The organism is Pseudomonas sp. 05L36 (assembly GCF_056398125.1).
Map to the genome: position 1 here is coordinate 70,212 of NZ_JBFTOU010000012.1, position 18,818 is coordinate 89,029.

The following is an 18,818-nucleotide window of genomic DNA, read 5'->3' on the forward strand; positions in this document are numbered from 1 at the left end:
ATATATCAGCGCTTGCCAGTTTTTTGGTGGGCAGGGCGCTGGTTTACTGTGGGCTCTCATCTGTCCAGCGTGATTCGCGAGAATGCTTCCAATGATTTCGGGGCTAGTCTGAGACGGTACGGGGCGGGGTGCCTACTTTCGCCCCTTTCTCAAGCTATGATGTGGCCGTCCATCAAAAGGGCTTCCCCCCTTCTTGGCTTTTTCACACCTTTGAAATACCTAGCGTTTCAAAAAAAGTCAAAAATTTCTCGATTTAAGCTGTTTTTTTTAAAATATACCTATACTGCTAAAGCACTCAGCATAATTTGGAGGGATCCATGATCAGCAATAAAGTTACAGTCATTCTGTTGACAACACTGGCTATGTCCGCTTGTTCTGTGGCGCCAACCGTGAGATACACAACAATAAATTCGAGCAGCGACACCACTGGAGATGAGGAGGATTTTTTCTATCTTCAATCTTCAACAATCTCGATAGCTTCAATCAAAGACCCTACCTCAAAAGTAGTAACCGACTTCTCGATACAAAGCCTGCCCATCGAATCAACATCAAGAAGACTTTCGATAATTAGGGATGACCCATTTTATGCAAAAACGACTTTGAATATTACTAAATTACCTAATACCGATCTGATAAAAGAAGTTGGTACAGACGTCAACGACTATAGGGTGTCTATAATAAATACTATAGGCGCTATAATTGCGAAAGTAGCCGCATATACAGCAGCAGTGCAAGACATCAATGAATCAAGCCTGCCCTTACAAATTGACATGACACGACTCATATCAGCGACGGGTCGCGAGTCGCAAGTTTTAAACGATAGCAACGGTGTAACCATTGTGTTGGGAACCGTTCCTGCCGAGGCGAAGCCGGTGTCTGAATTACCCACCAATAAAGTAAATTATGCTATCTACGCAGCCTGTCGGCAGGCGACAGTTGCTTTCAAATATGGAGGGGCAGTGTACTCAAAAAATCTAAAAATAAGTGATCCAAGGTATTTTCAATTTGTTGCCTTTCCTGCAAAGGGAAAAGTCTCATTCCACAGTGAGTGTGGAGTTTCAACAACTAGCGAAAAAGATACTGGTGTATCGACTAATTCCGAAATCGTTGATGCTTTGGCCACCCAAGGGAAGGCCATAAAAGATGCGATCGACGCAGCGAAGAAAGACGCCAAAAAATGAATAAACTCACATTCAGGGCTTGCATAGTTTTTGCGATAGCTAGCGGATGCATCGTCGCAAGAGCTCAAGAAGAGCTCCCCTTCACCATAGATGTAACACCGGAAAACAATATTACAATCCAAGCATTCGGTATGCCTCCCATTATAAAAAATGGACGAGAATTGTTATTTGAATCGCTGACAGGTACTGAGTCTAGCGACTGCACTGACTACGGAAGGACAAGCGCCTCCTCAGCGAGAGCTAATGTTGAGAGTAGTATCAAACCTGACGGCGTGACAGCATTACTCACAAGTAACTCATTTTCCAGGGGCGGAAGTTACCGAAAATGCACAGCTTGTGTTTCAGGAAACTGCATTGGTGTGCTGGGGCACTATACGATAGGCAGATCAGAAGCAAAGTCTTCTGCAAAAATCGGCATTCACTTCAGCTCAAAATACCCTGAAACAAATTATCTAATCGATATATCCACGACCTCTACAAATCCAAACTTAAAACTGACACTCCAAGACAATGAAAAGTCGGAAAACAAAAGCCTTGCAGCTAAAACTGTTTCACTAGCCGGGTCACCGGGCACAACATCGTTATTTTCTATTGAGTTACCTGTCTCCACCAGTAATGAAGGTGAATGCTGCGACAGCATTGAAAATACTTCAGCAAGAGTCGACATGACAATTCGCAAAGCCCCTATCTTGGCATCAAACTACAAACTGGAGCCATATATAGTTGGCGGAAAACAAAGTAACGCTTACAAATATGTGGGCGCAATCCTTCTAGACAACAGCTTGCATTGCACTGGAACCATTATTGGTAAACGCACTATACTTACAGCAGCTCACTGTGTGAGCGGGTATGAAACTCAAGTAAAAAATATGGTATTCAAGCTTGGCTCAAATTTATTCGACTCAAAATTTGAAGCAGCAAAAATTGCGTCATTCGACTTTCCAAAAGATAGCTCCTCTGGATATTTTTTCAATCCCATAACTCTTGAAGATGATATTGCTTTACTTTACACATCCAGCGACCTCCCCGTAACACCTGTAAAAATGCACAACGGCTTTCCTAGCTGGGCAAACATTGCCCAAAATGGAACTGTACTCACATTTGTTGGGTTTGGGTATGATGTAATTGACAGTGATAAAGTAGGGCAAGGGATTAAAAGAGAAGCATCATGGCCAATAAACTCTGTCGAAAACAGAAGAGTATCCTTTAAGGTTAAAGGAAAAAACACCTGTAAGGGAGATTCGGGAGGGCCTGCGTTTCTGATCGAGTCCGGTGAGATTATGCAAGTGGCGGTAACCTCAGGAGGGGACGCTACATGCGAGAGTGGATTTGAAACTCGTATTGATGCATTCAAAGGATGGCTAGCAGATCGGGTACACTGACCAGCATGCCCGGGTTATTAGAGCGCACTTCTTTAATAAGGTAGCAGGCGTTATATTATTTACAGCTCTCCCAGAGTTGATATTCTCTCGAGCATCTCCTTCACTGATACATACCCAGCCTCAGTATTTGAAGCCTCTAATGGCGTCATCTTGTTGCCGCTGACCGAAAACTGACCCAGGTGTTCAACTGCTTTTGCTCAATTTCCGGGCAGGACAACACAGGGTGATCAGCATGGGAATGATGGGAAAAATTCGGCGCATTTATTTTCGCGACAGGCTGTCGCTGCATCAGATAGCCAAGCGTACCGGGCTGTCGAGAAACACCATCCGGAAATTGGTCAGAGCGCCCGAAGCAACTCAGCCGGCGTACTAGCGGTGCGCAACCTTCAACAAACTCAGTCCGTTTCACCAGACGCTGGAGCAGGCGCTCAAGGCCGATTCGTTTCGGGCAAAGCACAACCGCAGAAGCGCCAAAGCACTCCGTGAGCTGATCACGGCCGAGGGTTACGACGGCGGCTACAGCCAGCTCACCGCCTTCATACGCTCGTGGCGCGGCGAACAAGGCAAATCTTTACGTGCGTTTGTACCGCTGACGTTCTCGCTGAGTGAGGCTTTTCAATTTGACTGGAGCGAAGAAGGCCTGCTGATCGGCGGCCTGTTTCGACGCATCCAGGTCTCCCATATGAAGCTGTGCGCCAGTCGCGCATTTTTGGTTGGTGGCGTATCCCAGCCAAGGCCACGAGATGTTGTTCGATACCCATACCCGCTTGTTTGGCGCGTTAGGTGGGGGGCCACGTCGCGGCATCTACGACAACATGAAGACCGCTGTCGACAAGGTCAACAAGGGTAAGGGCCGTACGGTCAATGCCCGGTTTGCCGTGATGTGCGCCCACTACCTGTTCGATCCGGACTTCTGTAACGTGGCCTCGGGTTGGGAAAATGGCATCGTTGAAAAGAACGTCCAAGATAGCCGGCGGCGCCTCTGGCTTGATGCTCAAGATTGCATGTTCCATACCTTTGAAGAACTGAATGTCTGGCTCGGACAACGCTGTCGTGCGCTCTGGAGCGAGCTGCTGCACCCGCAGTACAACGGGCTGACGGTGGCGGACGTCCTGGAACTGGAACGGGTGGAAATGATGCCAATGCCCGCAGCCTTTGATGGCTATGTCGAACGCACCGTGCGGGTCTCCTAGCACCTGTCTGATCAGCGTGGCGCGAAATCGCTACTCGGTGCCGTGTGAGCGGGTCGGCCAGTGGGTCAGCAGCCGTCTGTATCCTTCCCGGGTGGTGGTCATCGCCGATGAAACGATGATTGCCAGTCACGAGCGCCTCTTTGATCGAGTCCAGGTCAGTTTTGACTGGCAGCATTACATCCCGCTCATCGAACGCAAGCTGGGAGCGCTGCGCAATGGCGCGCCGTTTGCCGATCTGCCAAAGCCGTTGCTGCTTCTCAAGCGCGGCCTGACACGTCATACCCATGGTGATCGAGTCATGACGCAGGTACTGGCTGCTGTTCCCATCGCTTGGCCCGATGCCGTGTTGGGGGCGGTGGAGTTAGTACTTGAGTCAGGCAGCTTGAGCGCAGATCACATCCTGAATGTCCTGGCTCGACTGACATCGACAGCAGCCCCTCCGTCCGCCGAAACCAGCCTTCAACTCAAAATAGCGCCTGTCGCCAATACGGCACGCTACGACCGGCTCCATGAGGAGACTCGCAATGTGTGGTCTTATGGCGGAACTCAAAGAACTGCGTCTGCATGGCATGGTCAGTGCCTGTGAAGAACTGGCTTCCCAAGGAGAAGCCACGACGGCGTCGTCGAAATGGTTGCTCGAACATCTGCTTCAACAAGAACAAGCAGATCGTGCCGTACGTTCTGTGAATCATCAGATGAACATGGCCAAACTGCCCATGCATCGTGATTTGGCAGGCTTCGACTTCAGCGCTTCCAGCGCAGACGCTCGCCTGGTCAGGGATCTGTCCAACCTGGAGTTCACCGATACCGCGCAGAATGTCGTGTTCATCGGCGGGCCTGGGCCAGGCAAGACCCACCTGGCCACCGCCTTGGCCGTGTCCGGGATCACTACGCATTACAAACGCGTGCACTTCTACTCCACGGTGGATCTGGTCAATTTACTGGAGCGCGAAAAGTACGACGGCAAGACGGGCCGAATCGCTCAAGGGCTGCTACGGACAGACTTGGTGATACTCGATGAACTGGGGCATTTGCCCTTCAGCCAGAGCGGTGGCTCCCTGTTATTTCACCTGCTATCCAAGCTGTACGAGCACACCAGCGTAGTCATCACCACCAACCTCAGCTTCTCAGAATGGTCGAGTGGTTTGGCGACGCCAAGATGACCACTGCGTTGCTGGATCGGCTGACACACCACTGCCACATCGTCGAAACGGGCAACGAGTCCTACCGTCTGCAACACAGCAGCTTGGTAGCCCAGGCAAAGATCAAATCACGTGAACGAAAGCGCAAAGACGATGCTGGTGCCGAGGACGATGAGCCGTTTTGATCTGCACCGGAAATAACCTGTCGTATGCGTACATGCGGTGGGGCTTGATGCCTCTTCCAACGGGACACGACTGCTAAGCTTATTCACAATTGCTGATGCAAAAATCAGCAATCCGCCCTGGGTCAATTTTAATCAGCAGGGTGGGTCAGTTTTCAATCCACGCCAACACTTACACCCACTATGACAAGCAAACAAGAATCTTTTCCGACATGGTCTCGCTGGTTGCTCGCTAGAGTGCCTGTGGCAGAGATTTCCATATAGAGCCGCCTAGAAGTAACCTAAAGGACAATTATATCATTTAGGAAATTCAGCTATTCACAATAAGTCTAGCCATAACATGTTATTCGCCCATGCTGACTTTCGAAAAGCGAACTACGCTAGTGTCTTGCGAGAAAGCTCAATAAAAGTACTATGATCGCACTGTGGAGATATAAGGATAAAGTTGGCTAGCACTAATCATCCATGAGTTAGCTAGGAGCAGAAAATGTCAAAGTGCCGAGTGATTGTGGAACTGCAATATAGCGAACCAATAGCTGAGGCTGCATTATTCGCCGCCTCAGCGGCAGTGAACGAGTTAGGCGCTGAAGTGGCGCCAAATATTAAAGGAGTAAAACTGGATACGACCTTTGCCCCAATTAAGATACCAGGAATGAGAGCAAGGACAGCTATGGATACACCCTATGTCTCTGGAGAAAAATTTTATTTATTTATCGAGCCAAAAGATTCGACTTATATTGTTAGGGGAGTGGTTGACGAAGAGAAAATAGAAGAAATATCAACCCACAAATCTGTAGTGGGAGTCTACGCTGACATCGAAATTCAACCATGTCAAATATGTCCAGGTAGCCCTCCATTGGGCACCGACTCCGATGTGGAGCGCCTGCTATGCACTCCTAAACTGCATCGAAATGGTGTCGATGGCTCAGGAGTACTAATCGCAATTGTTGACACAGGTTTTAATCTGACATACCTCGCGAGCCGTGGGAAAACGATAACTCTAGACGCGTCAAGAAGTTGGGTGCCAGCTGCTGGCATGACTCCAGGGGATGCACCGGTAAGTCACGGTACTATGTGTGCTTACGATGCAGCTATTGCCGCCCCTAGAGCGACTTTTTTAGACATACAACTGCTACGATCCACCACTCCAGGCCCAAGCCCGATGGCGGGTTTATTGTCAGATGCAATTCGTGCATACAGCCATCTGATTAGCATCATGAATGCTCCGACACGGCCTGGTGAAAATAGATCTATGGTAGTAAGCAACAGCTGGGGTATGTTTCACCCATCATGGGATTTACCTGTCGGTTCGCCGGGGAACTACTCGGACAACCCCAACCATCCATTCAACCGAATAGTGAGCGCACTTGAGCAGGCGGGTGCAGATATTTTATTTGCCGCAGGCAACTGTGGTTCCAATTGCCCTGACAGTCGCTGCGATGGTGTAACCACTAACGCCATATATGGGGCAAATAGCCACCCATCTGTAATAACAGTCGCAGGCGTTGATGTAACGAATAGTCGAGTTGGATATTCAACGCAAGGGCCGGGGAGGCTATCCAGGGATAAGCCAGATGTGTGCGGATATACACACTTTCAAGGGTCTGGAGTATATTCAGCAGACGGTGGAACATCTGCAGCAACCCCAGTAGTTGCTGGTGTTGTTGCTGCATACCGAACCCGCCATCCTTATTCCCCAGGCAACCCATCTGTATCTCCTGCAGCAATACGTGCACTGTTACGCTCGACAGCGTCGGATTTAGGAACAGCGGGATTCGACTTCGATCACGGATTTGGAGTCGTAAATTGTTGCTTGCTTCACCGATGGCTCGATGCGCTTACACCGCCAGGAGGACTGCCGACGAAGATTGACATATGTCGATATTTCCCAAAGTCTAAAATGTGTCAACCTCTAGATCCTAGAGTCCCAGATCCTCACCTTCCACCGACTCCGAATTTGTCCACCCCTTTATTCTTTCAGGCTATAGAAAAAATGGCCAAAGAAATAGAAAGTTTTAACGAGGGCGACACCTTGGGAAATGAACATACGAGTTTTATAGAGCTCGCATTGCAGATTGGCTACGTTTACGGACAAAGTATCACCGCAGCCAAAACAGTCAGTCCACAAAAATGCGACTGCAAAAAATCAGAGTCATGACAGTTCTAGCATTGTGGGCTAGAATTTAATATGCAAGATAAGCATGCGTTACCTAGTCTTGTAGATAACGCTTGCTTATTTATTACGCTGATCACACCGGGCGCGATGTTATAAATATCCGCAGTCCAAGGAATACCGACAACTTTAATAGCATCCTAGGAATATATTAATGAATAAGCTACTGCTACAATTTAAGCATAAAGATGGTGCGCCAACTATTAAAGATGCCTGCAATCTTTTTGATCTTAAAGTTGATGAAATTGATGCGCAATTTGGTATCATAGAAACCGATCCAATAGAAAAATTGTATACCATGCGGGTGTCCTCGGAAGCGAAGGAGCGCATCGAGAAAAAGCTCAAGAATAATCAGAGTGATCCAGCCGAAGGAATATTTTCTGATTCACATATTGAAGTTTTTGATGAGCCAAAAAAATAGACATTAATACAAGGTGTTGTGGTTTGGGTGGGAAATACATCTACTGAGGAGTTTTTTAATGACCGGCAACACGTAACGATTTCAACATCGGCACGGGCTTCAGCTGCGACAGTTTATGACAGCGTAATGCGGCTTTTCTGAGTAGGAAGAATGACTGCCACGGTGAAGTCGGTGACAAGTGCCTCGCCACCTCCGTGGAAGGCCGACTTGCCTAAAGCTTTGAGCTGACCTAGTACCATGCTGGCATTCATCTAACGAAGGGCAACTATTTGCTGATTCTGTTGAAAAAGTCGGTTCGCCCAAGCGGCCTGGTCATTGACTGGTTAAAACGCCTTTTTGCACACTGCTACGTGAAGTCTGAGTCCGGAAGCCTCTGCCGAAAGTAAAGATTTCAATCTCGGACGCATACTTTTCTGCTGCGGTAACCATGGTCGACTTTTTCAACAAAATCTGCTGATATCCGTCACTCCGGCGCTATCATCACCGCCAGAGTCATGTTGATGAACTCTTCGTTCTTGTTGATCGTTGCCAGCGTGCCGCGCACATTGCCTCCAACTTCACCCGAGCCGCGCTGCTCTACCCACAGTGTCAGCTCCATGATCGCGGCTTCGAGTGCCAACTGATTTTGATTGATCTTGAAGAGTAGGGAAGGGAGTAAGTCTACGTTCGACATTGTGATTCCTCCATGGAAGCGCTCAGCCTAGCAGGCGGGTACTATTCTCGTTGAAGCTGCCTGGCGTCTGAGGTCACCGTTTTCATAATAGAAACCAGCTTTTTGAGCAGATCCGCATAGTAGCGAGTGAGATACCGCACTGGCTCAGTAGGTGCTATGCGGAGCAACATCACGCCCAGCCAACCACTTCGGATGTTCAGCATTCAAAGTCGAGCAAACAGCGTCTGCCTCTGTCCTAACCTTGAACACACCATGCTTGCTGAACCTCCCACTACAAGATCAACGACCCTTTATCGCTTGCTGCCATTGTCCAGAGTGGTGGTCTCAATCACTCTGAATCTTGCGTGCATGGTTGCTTTCCGTGCATGAGATTGGTGTCCCACAAGTACCGGCAAAAGGAGACGATTTCAAGAACGGGACGGGCTTCAGCTGAGACAATTTATGACAGTGCAATGCGCTCGTCTTTGCAGGGAGGCCGGCTCAGCAGTAGGTAGCGTGTCGAGGCATTTTCTTAAAGTCGCTGCTTCGGGCCGGCGGCCCGGCTACCCGGCATTCAGCTGCTGTCTGTGTGCTGGAGACCTAGTCAAACGTTATCGATATTAACTGAACACTCGTGAAGATTGCGGACATGGAGGCCTCCAAACCGACCGGAATTTCGTGTACAGCACGGATTGCCTGGCCTCCTGCCTGCCGGAATCAGCTGAGCGCGGGATCGGTACGCGACAACTGAACCGACCGGATTTTCGTGTACAGCACGTAAAGCATGGTTTCCGGCCCACGCTGAAAGATAGATACAGTAGGCGCGGATGGTGCGGTCGCTCCTTCGGGCCAATGAGGCCCGGCTCTGCGCGCGACAAGCTCGTACTGTAGATAGAGGTTTTTTTCCGGAAGTTTGGCCCCGGCTCAGGCGTCACGAGAGCAGCTCTCGAACAGGCCCGGCGCTACTATCCCGACCAGATGTCCTTGGCATAGCTGAGCTGGAGTTTGCGAGTAACAGAGCCGGCACCGGAATCCGTGTGAGAAGTGCCTGCCAGGGACGGTAGGGCTTCGCTACTGCCGAAGGAAACCCGATCACTCATTCGCGACTCGCTCTTTCGACTCGAGACGGGGTTCACCTACGGACAGCTGCGCCGTACCTTTCCAACGTTTGTCACCTAGCGGTGACTCGTGAGTTCGTCAAACTGTCCCACCAACAACAGCAATCGATAATGCGCCGAAAGACTTGGCACCTCGCACGGGTGGGCATTGATTGCAAGCGGCAAAAACAATTCCAACATGGCCATACAACATGCACCCGTTACGACAAAGCCTGCACAACGAACTACACGCGCGCCCGTCACTGTATTTCGATGAGCCGGCCCATGTGTTTCATCTGGCCTTCCTCGGCAGCGATCAGGAGTGCAATGCATTCCTTGAACAATGCTGCCTTGGCTCCCTCGACCTGAATGCCGCCCAAGGCATTACCCAACTCGATGGCCATGCACTGAAATGGGAGCGCCATGCCGAGTTTTTCACCCTGACACTGGTGGTCACTTCATCCTGTGATGACTTGTCTTGGACAACGCTGCCCGAGGTGCTGGCGTCAAAGGTTGAAGTGCATTTGCCGCCTCTGATCAACTCGGTGCAGATTGTAGTGCGTGGTGAAGCCGACCTGGATCTGTCCCATTACGGCTTTAAGGATCCGAGCGGTTCTTGCGTGGGGGGTGGCGATGCAATGGTATGGAGTGATTTTCGCCTGAGCGAGGATGGCAACAACCACATGTTGTTCGTCAACCGGCGCCTGAATGCCTACCGCCAGGGCCGGATGATACGCCGCCTGCTGGAAATCGAGACCTATAGGATGATGGCTTCGTTATCGTTGACCATGGCCAAAGACTTGAGCGCGCAGCTCGATGTTTTTGACAAGACCTTGGTCACCCTTTCCGAACGGAACGCCGACCCCGACGGCAGTAATGCGAAAGCCCTGCTTGCGGATATTTCCAACCTTTCTGCCCAAGTGGTGAGCAGCTCTGCGAAAACCCGGCACCGCTTCAGTGCCACGCAAGCCTATGCACAATTGGTGTTCGAACGTTTGGGTGAGCTGCGAGAAAGTCACGTAGGTGATTGCCAACGCCTGGGCGTATTTATCGAGCGCCGCTTCAAACCTACCGTCAGGTACTGCACCGCCACCGAACAGCGCCTGGAGCACCTGGCCGAAAGCGTGGCCAACCTGGGCGATTTACTACAAGCACGGGTTCAGGTAGAAATGGAGGAACAGAACTCGGAAATCCTGAAAAGCCTGAATGCTCGCGCCGATGCTCAGATCAAGATCCAGCGCGCAGTGGAGGGGCTGTCGATTATTGCCATTACCTACTACCTGCTCAGTTTGTTCAAGCTGGGTTACTCAGGGCTGCACCTGCTTGGCGTTGGGGTGGCCCCGCGAGAGGCCATGCTGGTAATGACGCCGCTCGCGATCGGTATTCTTGCGTTGATCGTGCTCCGTATCAAGAAAGTCAAAGAGCACTGAGACGATGACCTGACTAATTTTAGGTACTAGGGCGCGTGGTGTTAAAAACTGGGAGCGCACACACATTATTGAAGTCGCTGAATGACTGCTTGCGGATGTGGATTCAACCGGTCGAATGCAAACCGGTGGGCAAGTTGAACGCAATTTGGCAACTGTCGGTGGCACCCCGAAACCGGTCATGATTCAGCCCTCGCGACCTCTTTGCCAACCTCCAGAATTTGCTCCCAGCAAATCCATCGGTCGCAATTTTCCTCGCTCGACATTGACCGCAAGCAAGCTTCGACGTTAACTGTATGTATATACAGTCTAGGTTGAGGCTTTCCTCATGAGCTTCACCATCCTCGGGCCATTGGCGGAAGGGGGAGTCCAGCTCCCGTTTTACTCATTCAAAGTCCCAGCTGGATTCCCATCGCCGGCTGCGGATCATCTCGAGCAGCACATATCAATCGATGAACTGCTGGACATTCGGGCTCCCCATATCTACCTGGTGCGCATCGAGGGGAGCAGCATGGAAGGTGCGGGCATCTTTGATGGGGACATGGCCGTGGTGGATCGCTCGATCACTGCCGAGCACGGACACATCGTCATTGCGGCTGTGAACTGCGAGCCGGTGTGCAAACGACTGTGCAAGCGTGGGCCTAATATCATCTTGATGTCCGAGAACGTAGGTTATCCGCCGCGCTACATCCTCGAAGGCGATGAGCTGATCATCTGGGGAGTGGTGACATTTAGCGTGCGTGCACATGATCCGAAAGCCTGATCCTGTCTTCGCGCTGATCGACTGCAATAGCTTCTACGCGAGCTGTGAGCGCGTGTTCCGTCCTGACCTGGCCAAGACTCCCATCGTGGTGTTGTCGAACAACGATGGCTGCGTAATCGCTCGAAGTGCGGACAGCAAACCGTTTGTGAAAATGGGTGAGCCGTACTTTCAAATCAAGCACAAGCTCAAGCAGCACGGTATCGTCGCCTTCTCTTCAAACTACGCGCTGTACGGTGACATGAGCGAGCGGGTGATGAGCGTCATCGAGTCGTTAGTGCCGGCGGTTGAGGTCTACAGCATCGATGAAGCCTTCGCAGATTTGACCGGCGTACCGGGTGATCTCGAGGCACTGGGGCGACGGATCCGGGCACAGGTGTATCGAAGCACCGGCATTCCGGTCGGCGTCGGTATTGCCGGTACCAAAACCTTGAGCAAACTCGCAAATCACGCAGCCAAAAAATGGCAGGCGCAGAGTGGCGGTGTCGTTGATCTACGTGACCAGATCAAGCGCGATTGGGTACTCAAGAAGTGTTCGGTCTCGGACGTTTGGGGTGTAGGTCGAAAGATGACTCTGCACTTGGAAGGCATGGGCATCAAGTCTGCTTGGGATCTCTCCAAAACCGATCCCTGGACGTTGCGCAAAAAATTCAGCGTAGTGATTGAGAAGACGGCGCGCGAGCTCGCTGGAACGTCATGTCTTGAGCTCGATGAGCCTGATCCTCCCAAGCAGGAGATCTGCTGTTCCCGCATGTTTGGCAAACGCCTCACCCAGATCGCACCAATCAAGGAGGCGGTCGCTTCCTACATGATGCGAGCCACGGAAAAGCTCCGTGCGCAGCAATCGTTGTGCAAGAAAATCAGGGTCAGTGTCCGCACCGGCATGTTCAATCCAGAGGAAGCAAAGCACGCCAATGGTGTGTTGGTTGAATTGCCTTACCCAACTGATGATGTTCGATTGATGACGAAGGCGGCGGTGGAGGCTGTTGATCGTGTGTTCCGACTAGGGTTCAAGTACAGCAAAGCAGAGGTGCTCTTGCTCAGCCTTTGCCAGAAAGGCGAGTACACCGATGACCTGTTTTCGATCTCACAGCCGGTCGCGACTGAGCAAGTCATGGGCGTGCTGGATTCCATCAATGAGCGATGGGGTAGGGGAACATTGCGCTTGGCGAGCGTGCCGACCAATCCTGATTGGGGGATGCGCCGGGAGATGATGAGCCAGAGCTTCACAACGCGGGTTGATCAGTTATGGACGGTGTACTGTCGGTAGTCCGAGCACTCTGCTGGCTTCACCCGAGAGACTTGATTGGATTATTCGAAATTATGGCTCAGTAATAATTATTGCTGAGCCATAATTTCTAGCGAGTTTTGACGGAGATTAGATCTTGGTGTCGACTCGGGGGCTGGGCGTTGGTTAGGGACTTTCTGGAGATGTAATTGGACAGCGACGTGATCTGCTTTGGCTGTGTAAATGATGACTACCTTGTTAAGCTCATCAAGAGAAAAGGGGTCAGCTCGGAATGCTCAGTTTGTTCAAAAAAGCGTAAGGCCATTCCTGTTAACGACTTGGTTTTGATGGTCGATGACGTTTTACAACGCTATTTTTTACCGGGTGCGGATCATCCAAGATTCACTAGTAGTGGGAACTTTTCCCACTATGAGCAGAAGGGTGATCTGTTGATCCTTCATGTTGCCGAGATGCTTTGCGTTGATGAGGATGATCCGGCGGCGGAGCTAGTTTGCGGTGCTTTAACGACTTGCTCGCACCATGAGTTCAGGCAGGGTGGAGAGCCCAAATATAGCGACGAAATAAATTACGTCTCGCGAGCGCTCAAGCCCTATCAGGCTGAGCACCGATGGGACGATTTCAAGCTCGACATGAAGCATGGGAATCGTTTCTTCAACAAAAATGCGAAGCAGTTTCTTGATTGGCTGTTTCAAGGGATTGATCTCTTTAAAGTCTACGGCGACTCCAGAACCGTAATCAGAGAGCTGACCGATGAAGAGATCTATCGTGGTAGACGCTGTGATTCCACGGCTGAGTATGACTCGATCGCGAAGGATGCCGCCAATCAATTAGGGGCGCCACCAAAGGAACGTGCGGGTTCGGGGCGGATGAATCCTGCGGGTGTACCTGCCTTCTATGGAGCATTCGAACGTGACACATGCGTCGCTGAACTCCGTCCTCCTGTAGGAGGTCGCGTTATTAGTGGGCTATTTAAGCTTACAAGGCCAGTTCGGGTTTTGGACTTCATAACCTTAGACAAGGCATATGAAGCGCACCCGCTAAGCATCTTTGATCCCGCCTACGCAGAAAAAAAGGGGCGCCGAGATTTTCTTAAAACACTACACAGCAAAATCAGAATCCCCGTATTACCCGACCAGGAGCATGAGTATTTAGTCACTCAAGTAATGGCGGAGTACTTGGCCACACAGCGAACACCTCCCATCGATGGAGTTCTTTTTGCCTCCGTACAGGTGGAGGATGGCACAAATCTAACCTTGTTTAACCATGCGGTGATTGCCGAAGAACCACGGATGGATGTAATCGACAGTCTTGGGCAAATATCGAATTCTTCACCTCCGCGCTTGAGTGCTATTGAATACGTTTCGAATTCACTCATGCTCCACAGCGTTCAGCGGGTTAAATTCTCGACGGATGATTCGCCGCGAAATGATAACGATCCTGATCAGTGCGATTTTGATGACGATTGGTATGGGAGTGATTGGGATTAACCCCAGCTGGTACAAAGCCTGGCCACATACTGTCTGTGAAGTAGAGCGCGCATTAGGCTTTGTGAGATACCCTAATCGCGTTCTTTAATTCACACGCTCGGACGGGCGCATACAAATTACATTTGAGGTTTTCTATGTCCAAACTCGCAGAGTTCCGCCAGCTCGAAAAACACCTCGCCGAACAGCTCCAAGCTCTCGAAGCCCTGAAAGACGATGCTGGCCTCAAGAAAGAAATCGAATTCGAAACTAAGCTGCGTGCACTGCTGGGTGAGTACAGCTACAGCCTGAAAGATGTGATCAACCTACTTGATCCGCAAGCAGGACGTCGCGCTCCAGCCGTCGAGTCCAAAGCCGGCGCCCGTAAGCCACGCCAAGTGAAAGTCTATAAAAACCCTCATACCGGCGAAGTCGTCGAAACCAAAGGCGGCAATCACAAGACGCTAAAAGAGTGGAAAGCAGAGCACGGCTCCGCGACCGTTGAGTCTTGGCTGACCAAGTGATTTTGGTTTGAGTACAAAAGGGCCCAGCCAGGGCCCTTTTTGCCGTCCGGTTTTATTCAGAACTGATCTTAACTTGGTCACTAATGAGTTGTGCGAGTATCCGCACCGCTTCGGTAAAGCTCTGTCGAGACCTGTGTATGAGCCCGATATCACGGTGGAAGGTGTGCTGTCCGAGATCGAGCGCTCGTACACCTACGGGCCATTCCTGATGGGTTGCTGTCTGCGGCACCAGAGCTACACCGACACCATTTCCAACCAGCTTGATGATGGCCTCTAGTTCATCCAGCCTCTCCGGTCAGCTCTCTGCGAAGACTCGCTCATAGAATGACTCATCAAACGGAGTTCTTCGCTCTGGTGGGCAGCGCTCTAAAAGACCTCTTAGAAGGCGGACGACATCGTCGTCACGCGTCTTATTCTCCGCAATTGTTTCAAGGTCGACTTTTGGTATCAAAGCAGCTTGGGTCGCGTCACAAAGAATTGCCCATGGAGCATTACTTGACCATACGGCGGCGAATAGTGCTTGTCCCCGTTCAGTATGATTTCGCGCATTGTAGTTTGAGTCGACGGACTGAAGCAGGAGAGGTAGGCGGTGGTTGCTAGTCACGAAAGCCGAACGGAGTCCTTGAAATTTTTGTTGTGGAGTCTTATGCCGCCGCCACGCGGCATGTATGTGGCATGCTCCAAATTCAAGGCGTTCTACAGAGTCATTTAGGATGTCTTTCCAACTCAAATCTGTAGGCATGGTTCCGTTCCCAGTAAATGTACGTTGAAGAGACTAGCTGAAGAATGACGTTTGATTGATGACAAAGGCTGCAGTGGAAGCTGTAGATCGGGCATTTCGGCCTTGGTTCAAATACGGCAAACCCGAGGTGGTTCTGATTAACCATTGCCGAATAGGCAAGTGCACCGTAAATCTTTTTTTCACCCTCTCAATCAGACGTTACGGAGATAGTGATGTGCTTTTTTGACGTCATAAATGGGAGGTGGGGCAGGGGAGCTTTGCTTATCGGTAGTGCGCCGTTGAACCGGATTAGGGGATGCGGAGGGAGATGATGAGCCAGAGTTACACCTCTCATGATCTACCAGCTTTGGAGGAATTATTGCAAGTAGCACCAGTACGATACTGCTTATTTATTGAGACGCTGTATCTTGATGTAGGAACTCTGTTTGTCGCAGTTGCGAATATTAGTATCAGTTTTTATTATCTAATCAAACAACGGTGATTTTCTTTTAATTGTCATTCAGCGCTTTGATTGTTAGTGCTAAGCCACAAAACTCTATTGTTCGAAAGCTTAACTAACACTGACACCTCATTTGACACCTGTCTCCTTTCCTTGCAAAAAAGCAATGTCAATCTACACTGTGGATACATAGCAGGAAACGTTTTGCTATAAAGCAAGAGAGCACAAGGGGTAGATATGAAAATTGGAGCAAAAAATTTTCAGGGAATAACACGCTATCAAGAAATCGAAATCGAAAAGCTTTGCTTGTTATACGGAAAAAACTCTTCTGGAAAAAGCTCAATACTTGACGCGATTCGAGTCGGAAAAGACCTCTACAAAGAAGGCAGTTCTGCACTACCAGGAAAATGGATGTCCTCGATATCAAGCACCCCAAGAGAGGGTGAAGATGAAACGATTTTGCTTTTCGAAGAAAAAAACGTTATCAGCTTTGATGACTGGTACAGAAGCACTATCAGAACATGCTTTTTTCCACAAGAAGACTTCCTCCCATTGAAGCTATTAGAGGGGCCATTAAGTGATGTCGAAAAAATTGCCATTCAGATAAAGTGGACATCTCCAAAAAGTGATCCAAGGATTACTGGTTACAAGGTGTTTTTTGACGGAAGCCCAGTTCTAACCTGGAGTAGAGGCTGCAACAGAACCGGGAAAGGGACTATACACAAGAATCACGACTTCATAACAAATGTAACCATTCTCTCCGAAGATGACCCTTGGGCAGCTTCATCCATAACCAGAAGTTGCACCCAGAACACTAGCGAAGACTTTAGCTGCAACTTCAATATTTACTCATTCGACGATGCAGTCGACTTTGTATTAGATAACGAAGGAGATTGCCTGTTTTCCAAGCAAGATGATTTGGCGCTTTTCTTATTCATGTTCCTTATCTCTGGAACATCCTACTGGCTAAGCCAGGTATTAAACTTTAACGAAGTCCCAGAAATTCGCACAATCAACAATATATCATTTAGCCAAGAAGATTTATTTTTCCATAAATTTGACAAATCAAGATACCATGAAGCGATCCTAAATATATATGCGCTTGAATCTGAGCTCGGCGAAGACAAGGAGTCTTACAAGCAGCGCATCGCTCTAGTAAATGAGTTTCTTTCCAGCGAAAAATACTTGAACTCTGGATTTAAAATCGAAACAGAGCTCAGATATCATATGACTCAGAAGCTAATAGATGAGTGTCGCGAAGCACCACCAGATGCGATAGCCAATTTGCTGAGTAGCCTCGATCCCGAACACATAACCACAAAACTAACTCTAAGAGACATAGCCCGTAATTCGCTAGTGGATCTTGACGACGTAGGAGTAGGGGTATCCCAAGTAATACCGGTAATTATTGCTGCCGCAATGGGGCGAAATGCCTATATCCAACAGCCAGAACTGCACTTGCATCCAAAAATGCAAGCAAGCATCGTCGACATATTTATTGCTGCATTAAAAATAGAGCAAAACCCCTACCTGGAATCACCAACGTTTATACTTGAAACACATAGCGAACTTCTCGCTCTGCGCTTGCTAAGAAGAATTTGCGAAACCAATAGGGCGCAAATTAAAGATCATAAGCTAGAGCTTTACCCGGATAAAGTATCTATAATATATGTAGACAAAAACGACAAAGGAGAAACCACTCTAACTAAATTGAGGGTGTCTGAATCTGGAGACTTCCTTGATCGCTGGCCGGATGGTTTTTTTGCTGAAAGAGATGCGGAGCTATTCTATGATTAACCAAAGATATGCTCTAAATCCTGAAGTACAACTTGAGCCATTAGAGCTGATACTAATTCTGAGCAAGTTTGGACTAAGTGAAGGAAGATTCATATCTCGCCTACCAGATGGCTGGCGACAGCAGGTCATACAGGAATTCGAAAAGAGAAATCTCGGCACAATTGAAATGGTGAGAATCAGAAGGCACTTGCAGAGCCTCAAGGAAAGAGGCGGAATTTTGAATGTCTCAATAGAGTACAAGAAAGAACTAACCTGGCTTAAAAATGCCTTCCAAGCAAAAAACAAAGGTCTAATAGACGACATAATCAGCGATGACGTCAACCATGGTCTTTCCGCAAAAGACATCATTGATAGTGATTCGCTGCGCGCGTGCAGGGATACAAAAATCACTTGGACAGCCGATGAGATGGTAAAAGTTGCAATGCCTCTCCTTAGCATGAGCGAGGAAGTTTACATAGTCGACCGGTTCATAAAACTCCGAAACAGCGAACCTGACGGATACGTAGCGTTTTTCAAGAAGATTATTCAAGCCACACAAAGCAAGAAGACAAAACTCATAATCTACTGTGCTCAGGAAGTTTTCAATCAAACAAATTCCGAAAAGAATTTTCGTGAAAAAATCAGTCCGCTACTCAGTAGCAGGCAATCGATTGAATTTTTTCTCCTTTCTGACCATGCTGCCCCGCATGAGAGGTTTATTATTTCTATAAAGGGGGGAATTTATTTCGATAAAGGATTTCATTCCAGCATAGATTCTAGTGAACGACACATGGTTGGCTATTATTCAAAAAGTGCACATGAACAGCAGTGGAAAGATTTTGTCGAAAATCGAAGCAGCCTTAAAATAGAAAATCACATCAAAATTCCTGACTAACCAGAATGCACGAATTCGTGAACTCCGCGCCGTAGTGATGCGTGAGGGCTAAGTTGAGTCCCGACAAGGTCTACTTGACGCCTACGAGAAGCAATGCGCGATGACAGGCTGCGCGGTGCT

At 49.2% G+C, this 18,818-nt stretch carries 12 protein-coding genes and 3 pseudogenes; 13 read left to right on the forward strand and 2 right to left on the reverse strand.

Features of this window, described 5'->3' with window-relative positions:
- The first annotated feature begins 317 nt into the window (after positions 1-317).
- From AC1DKH_RS15080 to AC1DKH_RS15105, 6 genes and pseudogenes are all read left to right on the forward strand, one after another.
- Positions 318-1,181, forward strand: coding sequence for a hypothetical protein (locus AC1DKH_RS15080; protein WP_477798550.1), 864 nt, complete (start codon positions 318-320; stop codon positions 1,179-1,181).
- On the forward strand, positions 1,178-2,563 hold the full coding sequence (locus AC1DKH_RS15085) for a S1 family peptidase (protein WP_477798551.1): 1,386 nt from the start codon (positions 1,178-1,180) through the stop codon (positions 2,561-2,563). The genes AC1DKH_RS15080 and AC1DKH_RS15085 overlap by 4 nt, the downstream gene beginning before the upstream one ends.
- A gap of 232 nt (positions 2,564-2,795) precedes the next feature.
- A pseudogene (istA, locus tag AC1DKH_RS15090) lies at positions 2,796-4,342 on the forward strand (IS21 family transposase).
- Positions 4,281-5,083: pseudogene (gene istB, locus AC1DKH_RS15095) on the forward strand (IS21-like element helper ATPase IstB). The pseudogenes istA and istB overlap by 62 nt, the downstream one beginning before the upstream one ends.
- A gap of 484 nt (positions 5,084-5,567) precedes the next feature.
- Positions 5,568-7,238, forward strand: a complete 1,671-nt coding sequence (locus AC1DKH_RS15100) for a S8 family peptidase (RefSeq protein ID WP_477798552.1) — start codon at positions 5,568-5,570, stop codon at positions 7,236-7,238.
- 169 nt (positions 7,239-7,407) lie between these two features.
- The gene (locus AC1DKH_RS15105; protein WP_477798553.1) at positions 7,408-7,674 is read left to right on the forward strand and encodes a hypothetical protein; all 267 of its coding nucleotides are present in this window, start codon (positions 7,408-7,410) and stop codon (positions 7,672-7,674) included.
- Between the two features lie 463 nt (positions 7,675-8,137).
- On the opposite strand, the gene AC1DKH_RS15110 is transcribed toward AC1DKH_RS15105, so the two are convergent.
- On the reverse strand, positions 8,138-8,347 hold the full coding sequence (locus AC1DKH_RS15110) for a hypothetical protein (RefSeq protein WP_477798554.1): 210 nt from the start codon (positions 8,345-8,347) through the stop codon (positions 8,138-8,140).
- A gap of 1,288 nt (positions 8,348-9,635) precedes the next feature.
- Between AC1DKH_RS15110 and AC1DKH_RS15115 the strand changes: the two genes are divergently transcribed.
- The 5 genes from AC1DKH_RS15115 to AC1DKH_RS15135 all read left to right on the forward strand — a co-directional run bounded on the left by AC1DKH_RS15115 (position 9,636) and on the right by AC1DKH_RS15135 (position 14,846).
- Complete coding sequence (locus AC1DKH_RS15115) at positions 9,636-10,853, forward strand: DUF3422 domain-containing protein (RefSeq protein ID WP_477798555.1); 1,218 nt, start codon at positions 9,636-9,638, stop codon at positions 10,851-10,853.
- A 325-nt stretch (positions 10,854-11,178) separates the two neighbouring features.
- Positions 11,179-11,613, forward strand: coding sequence for a LexA family protein (locus tag AC1DKH_RS15120; RefSeq protein WP_477798556.1), 435 nt, complete (start codon positions 11,179-11,181; stop codon positions 11,611-11,613).
- The gene (gene umuC / locus AC1DKH_RS15125) at positions 11,600-12,880 is read left to right on the forward strand and encodes a translesion error-prone DNA polymerase V subunit UmuC (RefSeq protein ID WP_477798592.1); all 1,281 of its coding nucleotides are present in this window, start codon (positions 11,600-11,602) and stop codon (positions 12,878-12,880) included. The genes AC1DKH_RS15120 and umuC overlap by 14 nt, the downstream gene beginning before the upstream one ends.
- Before the next feature lie 167 nt (positions 12,881-13,047).
- Positions 13,048-14,346: an RES family NAD+ phosphorylase gene (locus AC1DKH_RS15130; protein WP_477798557.1), complete on the forward strand. Its 1,299-nt coding sequence runs from the start codon at positions 13,048-13,050 to the stop codon at positions 14,344-14,346.
- A 134-nt stretch (positions 14,347-14,480) separates the two neighbouring features.
- A complete protein-coding gene (locus tag AC1DKH_RS15135; protein WP_477798558.1) occupies positions 14,481-14,846 on the forward strand; it encodes a histone-like nucleoid-structuring protein, MvaT/MvaU family in 366 nt (121 codons plus the stop codon).
- 52 nt (positions 14,847-14,898) lie between these two features.
- On the opposite strand, the pseudogene AC1DKH_RS15140 reads toward AC1DKH_RS15135, so the two are convergent.
- Positions 14,899-15,132, reverse strand: a pseudogene (locus AC1DKH_RS15140) (LysR substrate-binding domain-containing protein); the annotation flags it as partial.
- Between the two features lie 1,132 nt (positions 15,133-16,264).
- Here AC1DKH_RS15140 and AC1DKH_RS15145 point away from each other — a divergent pair.
- Positions 16,265-17,824 (forward strand): AAA family ATPase, encoded by a 1,560-nt coding sequence (locus AC1DKH_RS15145; RefSeq protein WP_477798559.1) that lies wholly within the window; start codon positions 16,265-16,267, stop codon positions 17,822-17,824.
- Positions 17,817-18,698, forward strand: a complete 882-nt coding sequence (locus tag AC1DKH_RS15150) for a hypothetical protein (protein ID WP_477798560.1) — start codon at positions 17,817-17,819, stop codon at positions 18,696-18,698. Before AC1DKH_RS15145 ends, AC1DKH_RS15150 begins: the two co-directional genes overlap by 8 nt.
- The last annotated feature ends 120 nt before the right edge of the window (positions 18,699-18,818 follow it).